The organism is Flavobacterium sp. FlaQc-47, assembly GCF_044006475.1.
In the GTDB taxonomy this organism is placed as follows: Bacteria; Bacteroidota; Bacteroidia; order Flavobacteriales; family Flavobacteriaceae; genus Flavobacterium.
Genome location: NZ_JBIPCQ010000001.1, coordinates 354,998 through 376,072, shown reverse-complemented (window position 1 = coordinate 376,072; position 21,075 = coordinate 354,998). Strand labels below are relative to the sequence as shown.

Genomic DNA, 21,075 nt, shown 5'->3' with positions numbered 1-21,075 from the left:
TAGACACGTTTTGTCATTTCGACGCAAGGAGAAATCACACTCGTAATTCAACAAATATTGACGACTGTAGCAGCGGAGTTTGTTGTGTGATTTCTCCCTTCGATCGAAATGACAAAATCACCTGCAAGCATATATAATTACTAATAAAATAAAAAGGAGATCTCGCGATCTCCTTTTTAAATTCTACTCTAACAATAATTAGTTAATTTTCTTAATATTACTGTCGTCAATATTATATTTTGCAATAACAGCATTGTAATCTGAGTAATCTGATTTAGCTTTCTTAGCGTTTATTCCATCATCTCCAGGAATAATAACAATTCTAAATGTTTTTCCTAATCTGAAACTATTTGGTAACTGAGACAAATCACTTATACTACCATCAATAAAAATTGTAACAATATTTTTTGAAAAAGTATAATTGTATTGAGCTGTTTCTAAGCCATCATTAAAGTAATATACCTGAGGTAATAATGCCCATTTATCTACCGCATTTGGAGCACTAACCAACTCATATACTAAAATATTATCTCCAGAAAGCATACCTGTTAAGGGAACATTTCTTTCATAATTTGGACCAACAAAGTCAAATGTATCTTCAGTAACAAAAGTCGCTGGTCCTGGAATTCCTTCGGGCCCCTCAGGTCCTTCGCAACTTGAAAACGCGATTAGTCCAACGACTGCGAAAAGTATAAATATCTTTTTCATAATTTTAATTTTAAGGTTTTATATATACATAAAGGTATTCCAAAAATCAAACCAAAAAAAATATTAAGGTTGATATTGTTAAAAATTACCTGTTATTTTTTTGTAACCTGCTGATTTTTAAGCAAAATTTTATTAAAAAATAACACATGATAAGGCAATGAATTTTCCCAATAATCCCATGTATGCGCTCCCGGACGTTCTGTATAATCGTGCTCTACTTTATTATATACTAATCTTCTATGTAATTCTCTGTTGGGTTCTATTAAAAAATCATCTACTCCGCAATCTATAATTAATGGTAGTTTATTTGCTTTTAGTTTATCCAACATTCCCATTACGGCATATTGTTCATACATTGCCGAGCTGTCACTTTTATCTCCAAAAACAGGCTGCATTAGTTTTACTACTTGCGCAGATGATTCACGATTGAGCATTGTACTCATATCTACTGCTCCACTCATGCTTCCTGCAGCACAAAATAATTCGGGATGTTTTGCCGACAAATACAAAGCGCCATGACCTCCCATAGAAAGTCCTGTAATTACTCTTCCGTTTCTGTTGCTTATCGTTCTATAGGTTTTGTCTACTTTGTGAATCACTTCCTGTGTAATAAAGGTTTCAAACTGACTTCCTTTGTTTACCGGACTGTCTAAATAAAAACTAAAGGTTTCGCCTTCGGGCATGACAATGATAATATTGTATTGATCAGATAGCCCTTGAACTAATTTTTTGTTGGGAGTATTTTTTAACCAATCGCCAAAATGCCCGTAAGCGCCATGCAATAAATACATTACCGGAAATGCCGATTTACTTTTTGAATACGAATTTGGCAAAACAACCGCCGCTTTGTAGGTTTTGCTCATGGCTGTACTTGCAACTTGTAATGTATCTACTTTTGCCGCGTAACTCATTGATGAAGCGCATAAAAGAACCGTAAATACTAGAATTCTAAAGTTTTTCATAGTTTATTTTTTTTCTGATTAGGGATTGTAAATATACCTTTTTCCAAATATATTATATGAAAAATCCGACTTGTTTTTTGATAGTTTGATTATATGTTTGTGATATATTTTATAAAAAAAGCTTGCCACGAATTGCACGAATTTTCACGAATTGTATTGTGGGATAAATTATTGGTAAAATGTCACAGATTGAATTTTAAAGATTATCATTTTAAAAGGAAACATTTCCACAATTCCATGACCTGATTCGTGAAAATTCGTGAAATTCGGGGCAAAAAAAAAAACCAGTTAAACCCGTGGGCCTTCTATCCTAAAACAAAAAAACCACTCGCCGAAACGAATGGTTTTAAATATAATTGTTATTTAATCTCTTACCAGATTACTACACGTAAACTATCCGGCTGATACATTTTATCCCCTTTTTTGACATTGAATGCTTTATGAAATTCAGGAATATTACTCAAAGGTCCGTTGACTCTGAATTGTTCCGGCGCGTGAACATCCGTCATTATCTGATTCATTTTTGATTCATCTCTTCTGTTAATCATCCAGGAATAACCATAGGCAAGAAAATAACGCTGATCCGGTGTCAGGTCGCTAATTTTTTCCTTATTTTTAAATTGCGCTGTTTTTTGAAACGCTTCATAACCCATAATTACACCGCCTAAATCAGCAATGTTTTCACCCTGAGTAGCATCTCCGTTTACATTTTTACCAAGTATCGAGAATTCATTATACTGATTGACTATCAATTGAGTTTTAGCTTTGAATTTCTTTAGATCTTCGGCTGTCCACCAATTGTTTAAATTTCCTTTATCATCATATTGACTTCCCTGATCATCAAAACCGTGCGTGATTTCATGTCCAAAGAAAGAACCACCTATTATACCATAAAGTATAGCATCATCCGGCATGCGTCCTTCATAACCGGGAACTATAATATTACAAGCAGGAATCACAATTTCGTTATTACTTGGATTGTAATATGCATTATACGTTTGTGGCTGCATCACCCATTCGTTTCTGTCGACTGGTTTACCATATTTATTAATCATGAATTGATATTCCCAAATTTTGGATTTCATAACATTTCCACAATATGATTTTCTGTCTACAGAAAGTTGGCTCATATCCTTCCATTTATCGGGATATCCCAGTTTCATTACCATTTTACTTAGCTTGAATAATGCTTTTTGCTTGGTAGCTTCGCTCATCCAGTCTAATTTTTTAATATGAGAGGCAAATACATCACGAATGTTATTTCCAATTTCCAATAATTTTTCTTTGACGCCTTTTGGCATATAATCCGTCACATAAACCTGACCTACTAATTCTCCTAATGATGTGTCTGTTTGCTCCACTACTCTTTTCCAACGAGGATTTTGAGTTGCTACACCATTTAGTGTAGTGGCATAAAATTTGAAATTTTCTTTTTCAATATCCGAACTTAAATATGGCGCATAAGAATTGACCAGATTAGACTTAAGATACATTTTCCAATCTTCTACAGTATATTTTTTAAGCGTTGTATTTAATGCTTTAAAAAATTCAGGCTGACCCACGATAACCGAGTCGGCTTTTGCGGCACCTAAAACCGGCAATACATTTTTCCAGTCTATGTCTGGCGTAATAGCATTGAATTGAGCAACCGAAAGTTTATTGTAATTTTTTACAGGATCACGAAGCATTTCTAATTTTCGGGAAGATTTCGCCAGATCTGTTTCTAACTTCATAACCGTTGCGGCATTTTTTACGGCAACAGCTTCTTCTTCTCCCATAAATCGCATCATCTTATTAAGATATCCTGAGTAAGCAGCGCGAATTTCAATATTTCGTTTGTCAGAATCGAGATAATAATCTCTTTGTTTCATTCCTAAACCACCTTGTCCAAAAAACAAAGCATATTTCGTACTTATTTTATCATCTTGCGCAACATAAAATGTAAATGCAGGATCTGCTCCTACAGTTTGTAAATGCGCAATTGAAGCAATTACTCCCGAAACATCTTTGATAGCATCGATTTTTTTGATTTCGGCATTTAGCGGAGATAAACCTGCTTTTTCAATAGCAATTGTATCCATTCCTGATGCATAAAAATCACCAATCTTTTGTTTATTGCTTCCTTTTACTGCCGCTTCATCTTTAGCAGAAGTTTCACAGATACTTTTAATTTGTCCGTTAATGGTATCGATAACAGTTCGCATAATTCCGTTACTGCTGTTTGATTTCGAAATAGGATTTTTTTTAAACCAGCCATTATTGGCATAATTAAAAAAATCTTCGGCAGGATTAACCGTTGTATCGCGATTGGTAATTAAAGGATCCTGAAATGCGACTTCTTTTTTGTTACAGCTCAAAAAAGTAATTCCTATAATAAGGAATGTTACAGCGTTTTTAAATAAATTCATCTGGTTAAATTTGGTGATGATAATATATTAATTATTTACATACTTGTGATAATTCGAGAATAACAAGTATGTAAATATAATTTTTATAACAATAAATATTAAAAAATTCCAAATTTTAAATTCCAAATTCCAAAAGTAAAGCCTCAATTTAGCACAGATATAAAAAAACCTGAAACTTCTTTTGAAGTTTCAGGTTTTTGAACCAGACAAAAAAAATCTTTTTAGCTGATAATAATTTTGTGTTCGTGACGGTATTGCGAAGCGCTTTTACCGGTATATTGTTTAAAGGATTTACTAAAGTGACTAAAATTATTAAATCCGCTTTCGTAACAGACTTCGTTAATGCTTATTGGTTTTTCGGCCAATAGTTTTGAAGCGTGAACTAAACGATATTCGTTTACAAATTCTGTAAATGTTTTATTGGATATTTTTTTAAAATAACGACAGAATGAAGGCGTCGTCATACTTACAAGACTTGAAACCTCATCAATAGCAATTGATTCCTGAAAATGATCCTTAACATAATTAAAAACAACATTGATGCGATCATTATCCTGAGTTTGCAATTCTAACGAAAAACCATCAGCATTCAAAACCGTATAATCTTCGGAAGCATCTAATTCATTTAAAATACTCAAAAGTGTCATCAGGCGTTCAAACGGAAGCTGGTCTTCCATCATCTCGATTTTTTTACCAAGTTTCTTTTTGGTTTCTCCGCCAAAAGCGATTCCGCCTTTTGCCTGGCTCAAAATATTCTGAACCTTTTTCATTTCCGGAGCCGAAAAAAAATCATTTCCTAAAAATTCAGGTTTTATATGAATAACAGTTTCTGTAGTATTGCCGGTTTGCTCATTTGTAAAACCACAATGAGGTAAATTAGAACCTATTAAAATCAAACTTCCATTTGTGTAATAAGAAACGTGGCTTCCTATTTGTCTTTTACCTGCGCCTCCATTAATATATACTAATTCAATTTCCGGATGGTAATGCCACACATGAGACTTTATATTGGTCTTTTCGGCATGTTTAATATAGGTAAAAGAACTTCCGTATGAGTTTGATATCACTTCAAGAGCGGGGGCGATTGTCTTCATGATAAAATCTTTAAAAAATAATAGCAAATTTAACAAAAATACCCAATATAATGCACAAATTAACCTATATCGGTTTCGCAAATGAGAATTTTGCATAAAAAACACAAGAATATAAATTTTCAAAATGTGATAAAAACGCTATTTTTTAAACAACCCGTATTTTTATGTAACATTTTTTTCATATATCGTATTTTATCAAAGACTTTAATACCAATACCTCACTTTTGTAAGAATAATAGAATAGTTATGAAATAGCAACAATTTCAAATACATTGAAAAATAATAACCGAATTAACAAAAACACCTCATAAAATTCAAAATTTAACCTATAACGGTTTCGTAAATGAGAATATAGCACATAAATAGGAAAATAGAGTTGTGTAAAAAAAGCGATATCCGAAGTAATTTAGCATCAGAAAATCGAACTAAAAATTTAAAACGAAAGCATTATGAAAAAGATATTAAAATTAAGTTTAGTGTGTGCAGTACTTTTATCAGGAATGAGCACTTATGCAATTGATGGTAATGATAACGGAAATGCAGATTTCAACCTTCACGTATTAAAAGCTAACGGTAAGCTAATTACGTTTGCCTTGAATCAGGTTCAAAAAGCAAACCTTAGTATATATGACAAAAACGGAAGTTTAATATATTCTGAAAATGCTACAGGTAAAGAAGGAATTTTAAGAACTTTTAGTTTAGAAGAATTTCCAGCAGGAGTTTACTTCTTAGAAGTAGAAGACAGCGTTAAAAAAGTAAGACACGAAATTACAATTACAGATGATGCATCAGTATTATCAACAAAAGCAGTTTCGTCAGCATATAAAGCAAATTCTACTGCGCAAAGTTCAAGCGTAGCAGTTCGCTAAAAAGTTTATACTCTCATAAAGTATAAAAATGAGGTTAGATAGTTAGTAAAGTTAAAAACGTGATTGTTTTGAAACAGCTCTTTGTGGTTATTGAGCTGTTTTTTTTGTGCCTTATTTTTATTTAACCTCAAAGCCCATTCAATTTGAAATGAGATTTTAACGCAAAGTCCGCGAAGATTTTATTTTGCAGTACGAGTAAAAAACACAAAGTTCGCAAAGCTAGTTCAACAAAAGCTTTGCGAACTTTGTGTGTATAAAATATTTCATGTAAAAAAACTTGGAGCACTTTGCAGTAAAACAATTTTCCAACTAAAATTTATCAAAAAAACACAAAGTTCGCAAAGCTAGTTCAACACAAAGCTTTGCGAACTTTAAGTTTTTGTAAAACCTTACATAAAGAAACTTTGCGCCCTTTGCGGTAAAAAAACTTATCGCAAAACAGAAACTTTTTTGTAAGAAATACAGATAATTTTACATTACCTTAATTTAAGGAAAACATTAAAAAATAATAACCATATTAACAAAAACGGTAAATATAATTCAAAAATTAACCTACAACGGTTTCGTAAATGAGAATACAGCATCGAAATTGGAAAACAGAGTTGTGCAAAAACATCGATATCCGAACTAATTTAGCATCAGAGAATTAGAGATATTAATTTAAAAAAACTAAGTCATGAAAAAGATTTTAAAATTAAGTTTAGTATGTGCAGTACTTTTTTCAGGAATGAGTACTTATGCAATTGACGGGAATGAAGATTTTAATCTTCATGTATTAAAAGCAAACGGAAAGCTAATAACATTTGCATTAAATAAAGTGCAAAAAGCGAACCTTGCTATTTATGATAAAGAAGGTACTTTAATTTATTCTGAAAATGCTTCAGGTAAAGAAGGAATTTTGAGAACTTTTAGTTTAGAAGAATTTCCTGCAGGAACGTACTACTTAGAAGCTGAAGATAACGTAAAAAAAGTGAGACATGAAATTACTGTTACTGATGATGCAACTGTATTATCGACAAAAGCAATTTCATCAGCTTACAAAGCAGGTTACTCTGCTAAAAATACAAGTGTAGCAGTACGCTAAAAAATTATACTGCATACAGTATAAAGTGAGGTTAGATAGTTAGTAAAGTTTAAAACGATTTTATCGTTTTTTAAAACAGCTCATTGTGGTTATTGAGCTGTTTTTTTATGCCCAATTTTCAACTAAAAATTTTAGTAAAATTATTTTTCGAAAACTATTCTTAATAAATATAAAAACTTGGTTTACAAACCATTAAAAAAATTTCATCATTATACATCCAAGAGCCCAGTATTTACGTACATAGCTCAGAGAAACTACAGAAACATCTTTAATTCAGCAATTTACATGTATAAAAAAGTATTTTTTTTGCAGAAAATTAAATTTCTATTTGTAGTTTTGGGCGTTCCAAAATAGTAATTAACAATTAAAAAAAACATGACAAATTTTACCAAAATGGGCTTAGTTGTTGCCGTATTTTTAACAACAATCTTTACTTATGCAATTGATGGGAAAGGTGATTATATTTTGAATATAAAAACCGGAAACGGAAAAGTAGTTAGTTTTACTTTAAACACCGTTAAAAAATCAGTTTTTTCTATTTATGACGAAAACAATAATTTAGTGTATGCAGGAGAATCTGCTACAAGTGAGTTAGAGATTTCAAAAACTTTAAGTTTAGAGGCATTTCCTGCCGGAACTTATATCCTGGAAGTAAAAGAAGAAGGTAAAGTTGCAAAGCACGAGATTACGGTTTCTGCTAAAAAAACAAAAATTGTGAAGCTGGACGAATCAGTAAACGAAAGCCCTACCTTTCGCCGTTAATCTTCACCTTTTTTGCCCAAAAAATTAAAAGCATCAGCCCCAAGCTGATGCTTTTTTTATATCATCATTGTTTATTATTTCCTATCTGCTAGTTCTTTATTATTTTCTTTGAAATTTCAGTTCCATTAACTTTAGCTTTCAAAATATATGCTCCTTGATTTAACCTTGTTATATCAATTTTATTCGCATTAAAGTCAGCTTTATTTCCGTCAGTTTTCCAAATTTCTCCGGCAGAATTCTCGTCTTTTGCAATAAATAAAGATTATTATTTAAAATTGAAGATCCTTCTCCTTCTGAATATACGTCTGAGGATTCACTGCCCGGATTTATATCTTTTAATAATTTTGTATTTGAAGATGTTCCATCACTTTGCCATATTTCACGACCATTATCATCCTGGCTGGCTTGAAATATAAGCTTATCCTTAAATATTTATCTATAAAAAAGTTACTGTTTTGATAAATTCCATGATAGACAAAACTAAAACTTTGTTTTTTGAGCATCATACAAAAACAAAAAAACTCTCATTTCTGAAAGGTTTTCTAAACGACTATTATTTTTAAGCTTAAAATTTAAATTCTTTTTTAGGTCGAACATTCCCATCATTCCATTCTAAATCAATGTATTTTGATGCATGTTCTTTCATATCAGGAAAATTATCCAATAAAATTGCCGAACCTCCATTCTTTACCACTTCTTTTACCATTTTAAATGTAAGCTCAGCTCCTTGAGGATCCAATCCTGCTAAATCAAATATTATATCTTTTGTCTTTAAAAAAGTTACATATAAACTTACTAGCTTACGTTGGGTTCCTCCCAGTCTATTCATCTTAGTTTTCCTGGTAGCATATTTATCTCCAAACAATTTTACAAGAAAAGGATTGGTGAGATCTGCGTCTTTTTTAATGTACCTGTTAACTCTTGAAGGAAAAAAAACATCTCTAAAGTTCGACTCTCTAAAATAATCAATAAATGTCATCTTTCTATTTACGACTACATTTTTATGTTCTGTATTACCACAAAAAATATCCTTTAGAAACATTTCAGTATCATAGTAATAAACTCCATTATGCAAATGCAAAACAACAATTTCGCCTTCATACAAAACAAAAGGCGGTACATAAAAAGTATCTGTTTTGATTCCCTTATTTTCTAATACAATTTTCATTATAATGTTAAGATTTGGTTTTAAATATACAATAAAAAATAATCTGAAAGATTTGTACTAAAATAGAAAAGCATCAACCGTGGCTGATGCTTTTATGAATAAAACTGGTTTAAGAAATATTATTTCCCTGCCAGTAATTTTTCTAAATATTCGATTTTATCTTGTTCCGCTTTTAGCAAACGTTCGTATAGTTTTTCATTTTTATCTACTGTTTCCATCAATTTATCTAATGGATTAAAAGTACATGTATTATAATGATTAAAATTATTATCTGAATCATTAAAAGTATTAAAGTAATTAATCATGCCTTCTTCTGAAAAATTCTTAATGGCTTCCACCGTTACGCCAAGTGCTTTTGCGACTTCGCTAAGTCTTTCTTCTTCGATGGTTTCGCTGTTTTCAATAGCCGAAATTGTTTGTTGGCTTATTCCCAAAGCCTGCGCCAAAGCTTCCTGTTTCATATCACGAAATTCACGAATACGGCTTATTTGTCGCCCTATATGATTTGGTTTTGTAAGTGTGCTCATAATTCAAAGATAATAATTAAGTGTGATAAACCTCAACTGGTAAAAAACTTATTTACACTGTTTGCATACCAACAAAACAGGTTTGGTACGATACAATCAATTTCTTTCTTCGCCAAGTCAAACAAATATAAGATTTTACTTATAATATATAATCTAAAAACACTATTCTAAATTAATTAATATAAACCATAGAATCATGAAAACAGCCGAAACTACATTAGAAAATCTTAGACAGTTAACTTCAAAATATTGCAACACTTTAATTCCGTCAACTGATAAAACAGGAAATCATACCGCGCAAATTAAAATGCTCAATTATTATGAACTTGGATGCACAATTACCGAAATCATAAAACTATGTATTGTAGCACTAGAACAAGAAGCGCATCAACCTTCAACTACAATTAAATATTCCCCTATAAATGTGCCACTTATTTTAGAAATGGTGTTGGAAATGTTTCCTCTGGATGAATTTGAATTGATTACGGAAATCAATAAGGTTTTGGTTGGAGAATTTTGAAGTATTATTTAATTGAAAGTTTTTATTTAGTTTTTGGACTATTTTTCATCTGCTGGCGCGAGCGTCCCGCTCGTGCACGTCAACGGATTTCAATTCTGTTATATCAACTTTGCGTTCACGAGCGGGACGCTCGCGCCAGCTGCGGTAAAACCTTTGAAGTCTCTTATTAGATAGATCACCGCTAGCGCGAGCGTCCCGCTCGTGCACACACAGCATATCAATTAATATCAATTTCTAAAACAGTTTGATCATTATCTCCGTAATTTCTTGCCGAACTATATTTCCAATCTACAGGATTAGTAACAAAACCTGTTTCCATTGGATTGTTATGAATGTAGTTTAACTTTTGCTCAAAAACTTTAAATGACCAAATTTCAATAGGCTGATTGTTTTGCTGCCAAAATTGCCTGAATTTTACATTGCTATTTTTCTTCCCAGCTCTTTCAAACATCCAAAGCATCCATTCTTTCCTGCTTTCTTGTGGATTTTCTTCAATTGTTTTAAGCATTTTTCTAGAGGTAAAACCTTTGAAATCTCTTATTAGACCAGATGGGTCTCCATTTTCGGATCTAAAAATTAAGTGGATATGACTTGGCATAATACAATAACCGTAAATTTCCATTCCCTTATTTTTTCTACAGTAATCTAATGATTCGACAATGTTCCCAAAATACTCTTCTCTTGTAAAAACATCTATCCAGTAAACCGTGGCAAAACTTATAAAGTAAGCGCCCGTTTTTTCTCCAAATTTATATTTCCTGCTCATTTATTTTTTGAGCTAATGTAAGAAATACTTTGCTTTCACGAGCGGACGCCAGCGCTAGCGAGGAAGTATGCTTTTAGACCCTAATAACGATTTGCTCGCGCGAGCGTCCCGCTCGTGCAACTCAACTTAATTTCAATTCTGTTAGATATACTTTGGGTTCACGAGCGGGACGCTCGCGCCAGCGGGGTATGCTTTTAGACCCTAATAACGATTTGCTCGCGCGAGCGTCCCGCTCGTGCAACTCAACTTAATTTCAATTCTGTTAGATATACTTTGGGTTCACGAGCGGAACGCCAGCGCCAGCGGGGGTATGCTTTTAGACCCTAATAACGATTTGCTCGCGCGAGCGTCCCGCTCGTGAAAACTCAACTTAATTTCAATTCTGTTAGATATACTTTGGGTTCACGAGCGGGACGCCAGCGCCAGCGGGGGGTATGCTTTTAGACCATAATAACGATTTGCTCGCGCGAGCGTCCCGCTCGTGCAAACTCAACTTAATTTCAATTCTGTTAGATATACTTTGGGTTCACGAGCGGGACGCTCGCGCCAGCGGGGCAAGAGAAAATAGCTATTTTGCTTGATATTATTCCTCTAAATCAATTTAAATGCTTTTTATTACATAAAACTTTAAATAGTATATAATCTAATATACTCATTTTGTTTTCTTAATTTACTATAATTCCCTAATTTTGAATAAACTTGAGATTGACAATTATTTTAAATGAAAGAACAGGTATTACTACCTTATCATATTTTTCTTTATTTTCGTAAGTTTGCCGAAACATTTAAAAATATATGGCAAGTCCAAATCCAGTAGCGGAAACTTTAGAAGGAGTAATTTCTCTTATCAATCAATTACCTAATTTAAATTACAGCAGTGTTTTTATGCCTACTATTAACATTCCAAATTATGGAGAAGGTCAAGAAGCTTATGATTTATTAAAGGCTGACTTTGATAAACTGGACTTTTCTAATTTCACACAAAATTCAGGCTTAACGCAAGAAATTACTAAACAAAAAAAAGAACTTGATGCCTTAGAAAAAAAACACACAGATTTAGTATCAATATTTGGTGAAGATGGCGGCGCAGGCAAAGGAACACTAACACGTAAGCTTATCGAGAACATCGAAGAACAAGTATCTTCATTAATAGAAAAAAGGAACGATTTGTTGAAGGTGATTACTGACGCTGAGCTTGATTCAAAAACTAAAATAACCGCTATAAATATTAAGGTTAGTGAAGCTGATAGCAAAGCAGCTAATGATATAGAAACAGCGTTAACCACTGCTAGTGGAAAAGTGCGTATTATTGAGCAATTCAGTGATTTCTTAGCTGAAACTAATAAAAATATGAATATATATTTTTGGGTGCTTTTCTTCTTGGTTGCCGGAGCGGCTTTTACAGTTGCTTATAGTGTCCCTGATTTATTGAAATGCTTTACAAGTTATGATACTTTTATAACTAATCTGGGTGCTAAAGCAACTTCTTGGCAAATTATAAATTTCGCATTCGGACTGTTAATTGTTAAACTTCCTTGGGCTCTTTGCTTAAGCGCAGTTTTTACCGGAATGTATGCTTTGATAAAAGGTGTGTTAATTACTTACGAAAAAATTAACCAAGACAAACGTAACATATCGGCAATATATGCTGTATCAGGCAATATAGCAGAAGCATTAAACGAGTATGGATTATCTATTGCATCTTATGAAGAAGATGATGATACTGGTAGAATGGTTACTGTTTTAAGTGCACCAAATAAAGCAATAAAGCAAAAAAGAGAAAGTTTAAAATGGAATCAAATAATGAATTATTTTGAAGGGATGCAACATCATAAAAATGAAGAAGTTGTACAAGATGATCCGTCCAAACTAAAAATGGTGTCTGATTTGCTAAACAAAGTAATTGATAAGATTCCTGCTAAATAATAAAAACAAAAAACCTCCCATTTCTGAGAGGTTTTCCATAAAATAAAATCCGAAAAGATTCTACATATTCCTTCTATACTGCCCGCCAACTTCAAACAATGCCGAAGTAATCTGACCAAGCGAACAAACCTTTGTAGCTTCCATTAAATGATCGAATAGGTTTTCGTTTTTAATGGCGGCTTCTTGTAGTTTATTGAGATGCTCGTTTACTTTTGCTTCGTGAAACTGGTGTAAATTTTCCAACATCGTAATCTGATATTGTTTTTCTTCTTCGGTGGCGCGAATTACTTCTGCCGGAATTACCGTAGGAGAACCTTTTGAACTCAGGAACGTGTTTACGCCCACAATTGGGAAATCTCCGTTGTGTTTCAGGGTTTCATAATACAAACTTTCTTCCTGAATTTTAGAGCGTTGGTACATCGTTTCCATTGCACCAAGAACTCCGCCACGCTCTGTGATTCGGTCAAATTCCTGCAGAACGGCTGCTTCAACCAAATCTGTTAATTCTTCGATGATAAACGATCCCTGAATTGGGTTTTCGTTTTTCGCCAAACCTAATTCTTTATTGATAATCAACTGAATCGCCATGGCACGACGAACTGATTCTTCGGTTGGTGTTGTAATCGCTTCATCATAAGCATTGGTGTGCAATGAATTACAGTTGTCGTAAATCGCATACAAAGCCTGCAAAGTCGTTCTGATATCGTTAAAATCAATTTCCTGTGCGTGTAATGAACGACCCGAAGTTTGAATGTGATATTTTAGCATTTGCGCTCTTTCGTTGGCTCCGTATTTGTTTTTCATGGCTTTTGCCCAAATTTTACGTGCCACACGACCAATAACCGAATATTCAGGATCTACTCCGTTTGAGAAGAAGAACGATAAATTGGGTCCAAAATCATTGATGCTCATTCCGCGGCTTAGATAATATTCCACGTAAGTGAAACCATTAGAAAGCGTAAAGGCCAATTGGGTAATTGGGTTTGCTCCTGCCTCGGCAATATGATATCCTGAAATAGAAACCGAATAGAAATTACGAACGTTTTTGGTAATAAAATATTCCTGAACGTCACCCATTAATCGCAAAGCAAATTCTGTAGAGAAAATACAGGTGTTTTGTGCCTGATCTTCTTTTAAAATATCCGCCTGAACCGTTCCACGAACTTGTGATAATGTTTTGGCTTTTATTTCATTATAAATTTCCTGTGGCAAAACCTCATCTCCTGTAACGCCTAAAAGCATTAATCCTAAACCATTGTTTCCTTCCGGTAAATCGCCTTGATATTTAGGGCGTTCGATACCTTTTGCTGCGTATATTTTGTTGATTTTTGCATCAACTTCTTTTTCTAGTTCGTTCGCTTTGATGTAATATTCACATTGCTGATCGATCGCTGCGTTCATAAAAAAGCCTAACAACATTGGCGCTGGTCCATTGATTGTCATACTTACAGATGTTAAAGCGTGAACCAAATCAAAGCCTGAATACAGTTTTTTAGCATCATCAAGGCAACAAATCGAAACTCCGGCATTACCAATTTTTCCGTAAATATCAGGACGAATATCAGGATCATTTCCGTACAAAGTCACACTGTCAAAAGCGGTCGAAAGTCTTTTTGCCGGCAATCCCGCGCTCACATAATGAAAACGTTTGTTGGTTCTTTCCGGTCCGCCTTCTCCTGCAAACATTCTTGACGGATCTTCGCCTTCACGTTTAAACGGATATAATCCTGAAGCAAACGGAAATTCTCCGGGAACATTTTCCTGTAAATTCCAGCGTAAAATATCGCCCCAGGCTTCGTATTTAGGCAAAGCAATTTTTGGGATTTGTATGTGTGATAAACTCTCGGTGTGCGTCGCGATTTTAATTTCTTTATCACGAACTTTAAATGTATAAACGGGATTTTTGTACTTATTTACTTTCTCATCCCAGTTCAGGATAATTTCCCAATTGTACGGATCTAAGTCCATTTTTACCTTATCAAACTGATTGAGCAAAAGATTAAGAAAGATTCTGTTTTCGTCATGTGCTTCGGCTGCGCTTGGTAAAACAGTTGAATCATCGATTCCTGCTTTATTAATTTGCGGAATTTTCCCTGAAACCGATTCTATGGTTTTAAAGATTCCGTATAATTTCTGCGCTACTTTTTGCTGAGAAAGCGCACTTTCATCATATGATCTGTTATTTTCTGCAATTTCAGATAAATAACGCGTTCTGTGTGGCGGAATCACGTAGATTTTCTCGCTCATTTCACGTGTGATTTCAAAAGTCGAATGCAATTCAGATTCTGTTTTTTCGACAATTTTATCCATGATCGCTTTATAAAGCGTGTTCATTCCGGGATCATTAAACTGTGAAGCAATGGTTCCGAAAACCGGCATTTCATCCGGATTTTTATCCCATAAATTGTGGTTTCTCTGGTATTGTTTTTTAACGTCGCGAATGGCATCTAGCGCGCCACGTTTATCAAACTTGTTTAAAGCCACTAAATCAGCAAAATCAAGCATGTCGATTTTCTCTAATTGTGTTGCTGCTCCAAACTCCGGCGTCATTACATATAAGGATACATCAGAATGATCCATAATCTCGGTATCAGATTGACCAATTCCCGAAGTTTCAAGAATTATCAAATCATATTTTGCTGCTTTTAAAACCTGAATGGCTTCGGCTACATATTTAGACAAAGCAAGGTTTGATTGACGTGTTGCCAATGAACGCATGTAAACACGAGGGTTATTTATGGCATTCATTCTAATTCTGTCTCCTAACAATGCTCCTCCGGTTTTACGTTTCGACGGATCGACAGAAATTAGTCCGATCGTTTTTTCAGGGAAATCAATTAAAAAACGACGAACCAGTTCATCAACCAAAGATGATTTTCCGGCTCCACCCGTTCCTGTAATTCCAAGAACCGGGATTATAGAATTGGTATTATTAGTATGTATCTGGTCAAAAACAGGTTTTGCAATTTCGGGAAAATTCTCAGCTGCCGAGATTAATCTCGCAATTGCCGTAGGAACTTTATTTTCGATATGATCGATTTCTCCGTTTAGTTGATCTCCAATAGGATAATCAGAACGTTCAACTAAATCATTAATCATTCCCTGCAAACCTAAAGAACGACCATCATCAGGCGAATAAATTCTTGTGATTCCATATTCATGCAAATCAGCAATTTCGCTTGGCAGGATTACTCCGCCTCCACCGCCAAAAATCTTGATGTGTCCCGCTCCTTTTTCCTGAAGCAAATCATACATATATTTAAAGTATTCATTGTGACCTCCCTGATAAGATGTCATTGCAATAGCATTTGCATCTTCCTGAATTGCGGTATTTACTACTTCCTCAACACTTCGGTCGTGACCTAAATGAATTACTTCAACTCCGGTTGATTGTATAATACGACGCATAATATTAATTGCCGCATCATGCCCGTCAAAAAGAGATGCCGCTGTAACAATTCTTACTTTATTTTTAGGAATGTATGGTATTTGTTGCTCCATTTTATGAATATGATAATTTTATTGGAGCAATTTACAAAATATTTTAATATTTGTTTATCGTCTAAGGCTTATGTTAATAAAAAAAAAAATGTTCTACCTATATAGGTAAGGATAACAATTTAATTATTGAGTTGATTTATTATCATAACCACGAAGGACATGGCAATTTTGAAAAATTTAAATAAAATACAACAACTTGTTTTCCAGCACCATAAAGTAATTTTACAAAGTAGAAAAGCCCCAAATTTTTACCCAAAACTTTACTCCTGAGTAGTAACGTAAAAATTTAAAAAATGAAAACATTATACCCAATTACCCTAATTTTAAGCTTGAGTTTTTTTGTATCGTCTTTTAACAGAACCGAAAACGACATTAATTCTTATAAAAAAACTGCAACTATTGCCACTGTTCACAACAATTCAGATTCTGATAATGTTGAAGAACTTTCAAATGACTTCTTTAAAAGATATTCGGATTTGAAAAAATTTAAATCTGATGTTATGTCACTATACAAAAACAGAACTTTGGGAACCATTTGGTTCGATGAAGATGGTATCAATGAATTTGGAACTGTATTATATGAAAATGCTAAAAAAACAAATGATTTAATTATTCCCTATCAAAATGAAATTGATGAGCTTTTTTCTTCCTCAGAAACAAAGCTTTCAAAAACAGATGCTGATATGCTTTTAAGCTCTTTATATGTTGCTTATGTTAAAAAAAGCAATTCAGAGACTAAGAAAAAGATTTCTTATAATGATATGCTGAAAGATTTTTTAAACTACAGCACTATCGAAAAAGCAACTGCTTCCAGTGAAGATGTTAAAGTAGAATATGATCAATATTACAAATTGCAGGATATTCTGAAAAAATATAAAAAATTAGACCGATCAAATAAATGGAAACCTATCGTTCCGGAAGAAACACCTTATAAAGATTTACGTCCGGATGCTGTTTCCAGCACAATTGCTCAGGTTAGAAATCGTTTGTATTTATTAGGAGATTTAAAAAATGATTCTAAAAGTAATGTTTATGATCGCGAATTGATGGATGCGGTAATGAAATATAAAGTTCGTAACGGTTTTAAACCGAACTATATTTTATCACAAGAACATATTAAGGAAATGAATGTACCGCTTACTGATAAAATGGAAACATTAAAACTTAATATGGAAAGATGCCGTGAAATTTCGGCTCAAATTGCGAGTAGCGATGAGTATGTTTTGGTAAACGTTCCTTCGTATGAATTAATTTATGTTAAAAACGGAAAAGTACAATTAACTTCGAGTGTATTTGTTGGTGCGCCATTAACTAAAACAACCATTTTTAACAGTGAAATTGACAGAATAGTTTTCAGCCCTTACTGGACAGTGCCGCAAAGTATTGTTAACAACGAATTAAAAAGTAAAATTGCTGCAGATAAAAATTATCTTAACGAAAAAAACATGGAAATAGTAAATGGCCAGGTTAGACAAAAACCAGGTCCTGACAATTCCTTAGGATTGGTAAAATTTATGTTTCCTAATCCAGATGATATCTATATGCACGATACACCTGCAAAAACGTTATTTGATTTTGAAAAAAGAACTTTCAGCCATGGTTGTATAAATGTAAAAATGGCAAAAGAATTAGCCGTTGCAATGCTTCAGGATTATCCGGAATGGACTCCTGATAAAATTGATAAAGCTATGGAGGGTAAAAAAGAAAATAGTTTTAAATTAGCTAAAAAAGTTCCCATCTACATTTGCTATTTTACTTCACTTGTAAATGAAAATGGCGAAATTGGTTTCTTTGAAGATGTTTATGAAAAAGATCATGAAACTCTTTTACCTCAGGCAGAAGTAGTAACTAATTAATAGTAGAATATACATACATCTGAGCTTCTTAATTATTCAATCCTTATTATCAGGCTGAATAGTTAAGAAGCTTTTTTTATGATATTTCAAATAAAAAAAACCTAAACTGTTAGTTTTAAAACTTTTACAGGATAATTAATCGTTAAAACCGACTGATCTTTGCACTATAATAATACCACTATTATTTACAAAAATCAATTATCATGAAAACAGAAAATATCGAAGGATTAACACTTTTTGAAATTAATTTACTGATTCAACAAGGCGCAAGATTTGTAATGTTTCCAAATTTATTAACCAAAACAAAAAGCTCCACTATTTATTTTGTTCGTCCGGAAGAAAAAATATTCAAGTACGCATTAAAACATTTTTTAAATAATTTATCAAATGGTTGGCGATCACTTCCTTTAAGACCATTCTATCTTTCAAAATCTTTATTTTATTTAGCGATTGGCGGCAGCGATTATACCCACAATATATTAGCTGATTTAAAACAAATCAATCCTGTATACAATCCTAATTTATATTGCTTAGAATATTTATAAGTTTTTAAGCAACAAATACAAAATGCAGCTTCAATTTTATTACCCTAAATTATTAATTTTAAAACTTTAAAAGGTAATATAAGAGCGCTATTATAAACACCTTTGTGAAATATTTACCCACCTTTTTTGCCCTAAAAAGAATGTTGTTTTTAAATACTGTTTTGCAATTATAGATCTGATATAAATTTATAATCAAAACAATAACTCACAAAAAAGCTTACTCTTCAAGATAAGCCAATTAATTCAACAAGGGGAAAACTAAAAATTTTCCCCTTTATTGTTTCTACTTTAACGAAACTTATCAAAATTTAATTTTCTAAAATTTTTATTAGTTCGTTCTAATTCTCCCAATTAATTATTGTCGTAAATTATTAGTTTAAAAACTTTTAGTGGTAATCGCAACAATTTATTAAGTACATATTTACAGATTGATTCAATGTCTATTGATTCGATCTCTATTTATTTAACTTCTAAAATTATTGCAATATGAAAAACAGCACATTCAAACTATTTATTTTATGCCTGATTTTAGGCACAACGGCTTGCTCGTCTAACGATTCTGAGGAAATAGAAATAATCTCTCCGGAAAAAAATCTTTATGATTACTATGTTGATAGTGAAATGCAAAAATCAATAAATCAACTTGGAATTACTGTGCATAAAGGCAATACACCTCCTGATGTACAGGGATTATATAGAATTGATCCTTTTCGTTGTACAAAGTCTAATTTTGACGATGCACTTTTAGGTGTTAATCTGGGCACAGCAACTCTTATACTATCGAACCAAAACACTGCCAATTTAAGTGTTGATTTCAAAAATTTCACTCTTTACTCTTATGATGCCCAAGATGAAACCTGGGAAGGAAAAGGTTCCTTTATATCCGGAGAGGGCAATAAATTTTCTATTTTATTGCACAGTGATGGCAAATTAGACAAAGGCATTTACATGGCAAAATACCAAAATTTAATTATTTTATCCGGTGAACTCGATGTTGCCGATAATAAAATTAAGGGAATCAAAAATTTACAAATGGCATCTATAATGTCTGATGATTATAAAGATCCTAACAATACTTTAATCTCAATTGGTCAAGGACGTTTATTTACAAATAATTATGCTCCTTTGATGCAATAAAAGATCAAGCTCCAAATCCATTTTTTTTTTAATTTCAACCAGAATAATAGTATCTTTCTAATCTAAATTTTAAATTTCAATTATGGAAGATGATTACGTTGAAGTTAGAAAAAGTTGGTGGGAAAGAAACTGGAAATGGTTTGTGCCAGCCGGATGTGTGAGTATGCTACTGATTTTTGTTTTATTTATAGGCGGTATTTTCTTCGGAGTTACTTCTATGATGACAAATTCTGATGCTTATAAAGGCGCCATGGATCAGGTACAGCATAACCAATTGGTTATTAAAAAACTTGGAAGCCCAATTGAAGATGACGGAATGACTTCCGGAAGCATAAATACAACAAACGGCGATGGCGGAAATTGTAATTTACAAATACCCATAAAAGGTCCAAAAGGAGAAGGTACTTTATTTGTAGTGGCAGAAAAAAGAGGAACCTGGAAATACAGCGAAATGACCGTTTTTATAAAAGCTACAAAAGAAGAAATAGATTTATTAAAAAAATAACATCATAATTAAGGCAGATTTCTTAAAAAGATTTCTGCCTTTTTTATTGGACAAAATGAAACTAGATAGAGTATCTTTATCGATAATAAATTTTCATATTTTTTATCATGACTATCCGCCTATTTACTTTATTATTTCTTTTTACTTTTTGTTCTTCAGTTTTTTCTCAAACAATTGCAACAACTCATATAGCAACAAATAAATCTTCTACAGATAATGCTGCGCAGGATATTTATATAAAAATATTGTGGCTGGACCAAAACGGTACACTTCAACTCAATACTAATTACATTAAGACATTAACAGATCCGCAACGTGCAGCTTTAGGTTACATTGCAATGGATGTTAGTAATGAATGCAATTGGGATGGAGATAAAAAAGAAGATGCAAGTAATTTGAAATGTAAATTTCTTTCGGCGCTTAATTTAGGTTACCAATGCTCTGAAACTCATTTATCATTTTTAAGAAAATGGTTTAAAGAAGATCCAAAAGTTTTAGAGAGATTACAATATTGTCAAAAAACACCGTCCTCGGCAAAAATTCAGGATCGTTTTTCTGAAATAAAAATGATTACGACCAAGGAAACCATCAAAATCCTTTACAGCGCAATTGGTGAGGATTCAGAAAAACAAAATACATGGAAATGGCAGGAAGAATCTAATTATTCTTTCACAAAAAACGGTATTAAACAAATAGACCGTAAAAATATTAATGGTGAATATAACTAGAATGATCAG

At 32.8% G+C, this 21,075-nt stretch carries 19 protein-coding genes; 10 read left to right on the top strand and 9 right to left on the bottom strand.

The features are described from left to right. Nucleotides 1-198: 198 nt before the first annotated feature. The 4 genes from ACHRVX_RS01420 to ACHRVX_RS01405 form a co-directional block, all read right to left on the bottom strand. On the bottom strand, nt 199-708 hold the full coding sequence (locus ACHRVX_RS01420) for a hypothetical protein (protein WP_395328198.1): 510 nt from the start codon (nt 706-708) through the stop codon (nt 199-201). A 92-nt stretch (nt 709-800) separates the two neighbouring features. Continuing rightward, entirely contained in the window at nt 801-1,670 is an 870-nt protein-coding gene (locus ACHRVX_RS01415; protein ID WP_395328195.1) for an alpha/beta hydrolase, read from the bottom strand. Nucleotides 1,671-2,041: 371 nt separating this feature from the next. After that, a complete protein-coding gene (locus ACHRVX_RS01410) occupies nt 2,042-4,078 on the bottom strand; it encodes a M13 family metallopeptidase (protein ID WP_395328192.1) in 2,037 nt (678 codons plus the stop codon). Between the two features lie 221 nt (nt 4,079-4,299). Beyond that, a complete protein-coding gene (locus ACHRVX_RS01405) occupies nt 4,300-5,172 on the bottom strand; it encodes an AraC family transcriptional regulator (RefSeq protein ID WP_395328190.1) in 873 nt (290 codons plus the stop codon). A gap of 449 nt (nt 5,173-5,621) precedes the next feature. On the opposite strand from ACHRVX_RS01405, the gene ACHRVX_RS01400 reads away from it, so the two are divergent. From ACHRVX_RS01400 to ACHRVX_RS01390, 3 genes are all read left to right on the top strand, one after another. Beyond that, a complete protein-coding gene (locus ACHRVX_RS01400; RefSeq protein ID WP_213297615.1) occupies nt 5,622-6,041 on the top strand; it encodes a T9SS type A sorting domain-containing protein in 420 nt (139 codons plus the stop codon). A 676-nt stretch (nt 6,042-6,717) separates the two neighbouring features. Beyond that, nucleotides 6,718-7,125, top strand: coding sequence for a secretion protein (locus tag ACHRVX_RS01395; RefSeq protein WP_395328186.1), 408 nt, complete (start codon nt 6,718-6,720; stop codon nt 7,123-7,125). Between the two features lie 375 nt (nt 7,126-7,500). Then, a complete protein-coding gene (locus ACHRVX_RS01390) occupies nt 7,501-7,887 on the top strand; it encodes a secretion protein (RefSeq protein WP_395328183.1) in 387 nt (128 codons plus the stop codon). 88 nt (nt 7,888-7,975) lie between these two features. On the opposite strand, the gene ACHRVX_RS01385 is transcribed toward ACHRVX_RS01390, so the two are convergent. From ACHRVX_RS01385 to ACHRVX_RS01375, 3 genes are all read right to left on the bottom strand, one after another. Then, nucleotides 7,976-8,110 carry a T9SS type A sorting domain-containing protein gene (locus tag ACHRVX_RS01385; protein WP_395330273.1) on the bottom strand — a complete coding sequence of 45 codons (135 nt, stop codon included), beginning with the start codon at nt 8,108-8,110 and terminating at the stop codon, nt 7,976-7,978. Between the two features lie 342 nt (nt 8,111-8,452). Continuing rightward, a complete protein-coding gene (locus ACHRVX_RS01380) occupies nt 8,453-9,055 on the bottom strand; it encodes a hypothetical protein (RefSeq protein WP_395328180.1) in 603 nt (200 codons plus the stop codon). Nucleotides 9,056-9,174: 119 nt separating this feature from the next. Then, nucleotides 9,175-9,582 (bottom strand): helix-turn-helix domain-containing protein, encoded by a 408-nt coding sequence (locus tag ACHRVX_RS01375; RefSeq protein ID WP_395328177.1) that lies wholly within the window; start codon nt 9,580-9,582, stop codon nt 9,175-9,177. Nucleotides 9,583-9,778: 196 nt separating this feature from the next. Between ACHRVX_RS01375 and ACHRVX_RS01370 the strand changes: the two genes are divergently transcribed. Beyond that, on the top strand, nt 9,779-10,102 hold the full coding sequence (locus ACHRVX_RS01370; protein WP_395328175.1) for a hypothetical protein: 324 nt from the start codon (nt 9,779-9,781) through the stop codon (nt 10,100-10,102). Between the two features lie 217 nt (nt 10,103-10,319). Here ACHRVX_RS01370 and ACHRVX_RS01365 read toward each other — a convergent pair whose 3' ends face one another. Continuing rightward, nucleotides 10,320-10,868, bottom strand: a complete 549-nt coding sequence (locus tag ACHRVX_RS01365) for an REP-associated tyrosine transposase (RefSeq protein WP_395328172.1) — start codon at nt 10,866-10,868, stop codon at nt 10,320-10,322. A gap of 795 nt (nt 10,869-11,663) precedes the next feature. Between ACHRVX_RS01365 and ACHRVX_RS01360 the strand changes: the two genes are divergently transcribed. After that, nucleotides 11,664-12,794 (top strand): hypothetical protein, encoded by a 1,131-nt coding sequence (locus ACHRVX_RS01360; protein WP_395328169.1) that lies wholly within the window; start codon nt 11,664-11,666, stop codon nt 12,792-12,794. 60 nt (nt 12,795-12,854) lie between these two features. Here the strand turns inward: ACHRVX_RS01360 and ACHRVX_RS01355 are convergent, their stop codons facing one another. Beyond that, nucleotides 12,855-16,295 (bottom strand): methylmalonyl-CoA mutase family protein, encoded by a 3,441-nt coding sequence (locus tag ACHRVX_RS01355; RefSeq protein ID WP_395328166.1) that lies wholly within the window; start codon nt 16,293-16,295, stop codon nt 12,855-12,857. A 293-nt stretch (nt 16,296-16,588) separates the two neighbouring features. Between ACHRVX_RS01355 and ACHRVX_RS01350 the strand changes: the two genes are divergently transcribed. The 5 genes from ACHRVX_RS01350 to ACHRVX_RS01330 all read left to right on the top strand — a co-directional run bounded on the left by ACHRVX_RS01350 (nt 16,589) and on the right by ACHRVX_RS01330 (nt 21,066). Then, a complete protein-coding gene (locus ACHRVX_RS01350; protein WP_395328163.1) occupies nt 16,589-18,151 on the top strand; it encodes a L,D-transpeptidase family protein in 1,563 nt (520 codons plus the stop codon). A 203-nt stretch (nt 18,152-18,354) separates the two neighbouring features. Beyond that, nucleotides 18,355-18,696, top strand: a complete 342-nt coding sequence (locus ACHRVX_RS01345) for a hypothetical protein (RefSeq protein ID WP_395328160.1) — start codon at nt 18,355-18,357, stop codon at nt 18,694-18,696. Between the two features lie 486 nt (nt 18,697-19,182). Further along, entirely contained in the window at nt 19,183-19,833 is a 651-nt protein-coding gene (locus tag ACHRVX_RS01340) for a hypothetical protein (RefSeq protein WP_395328157.1), read from the top strand. Between the two features lie 82 nt (nt 19,834-19,915). Then, entirely contained in the window at nt 19,916-20,338 is a 423-nt protein-coding gene (locus ACHRVX_RS01335) for a cytochrome c oxidase assembly factor Coa1 family protein (protein WP_395328155.1), read from the top strand. 107 nt (nt 20,339-20,445) lie between these two features. Then, entirely contained in the window at nt 20,446-21,066 is a 621-nt protein-coding gene (locus tag ACHRVX_RS01330) for a hypothetical protein (protein WP_395328152.1), read from the top strand. Nucleotides 21,067-21,075: the final 9 nt, after the last annotated feature.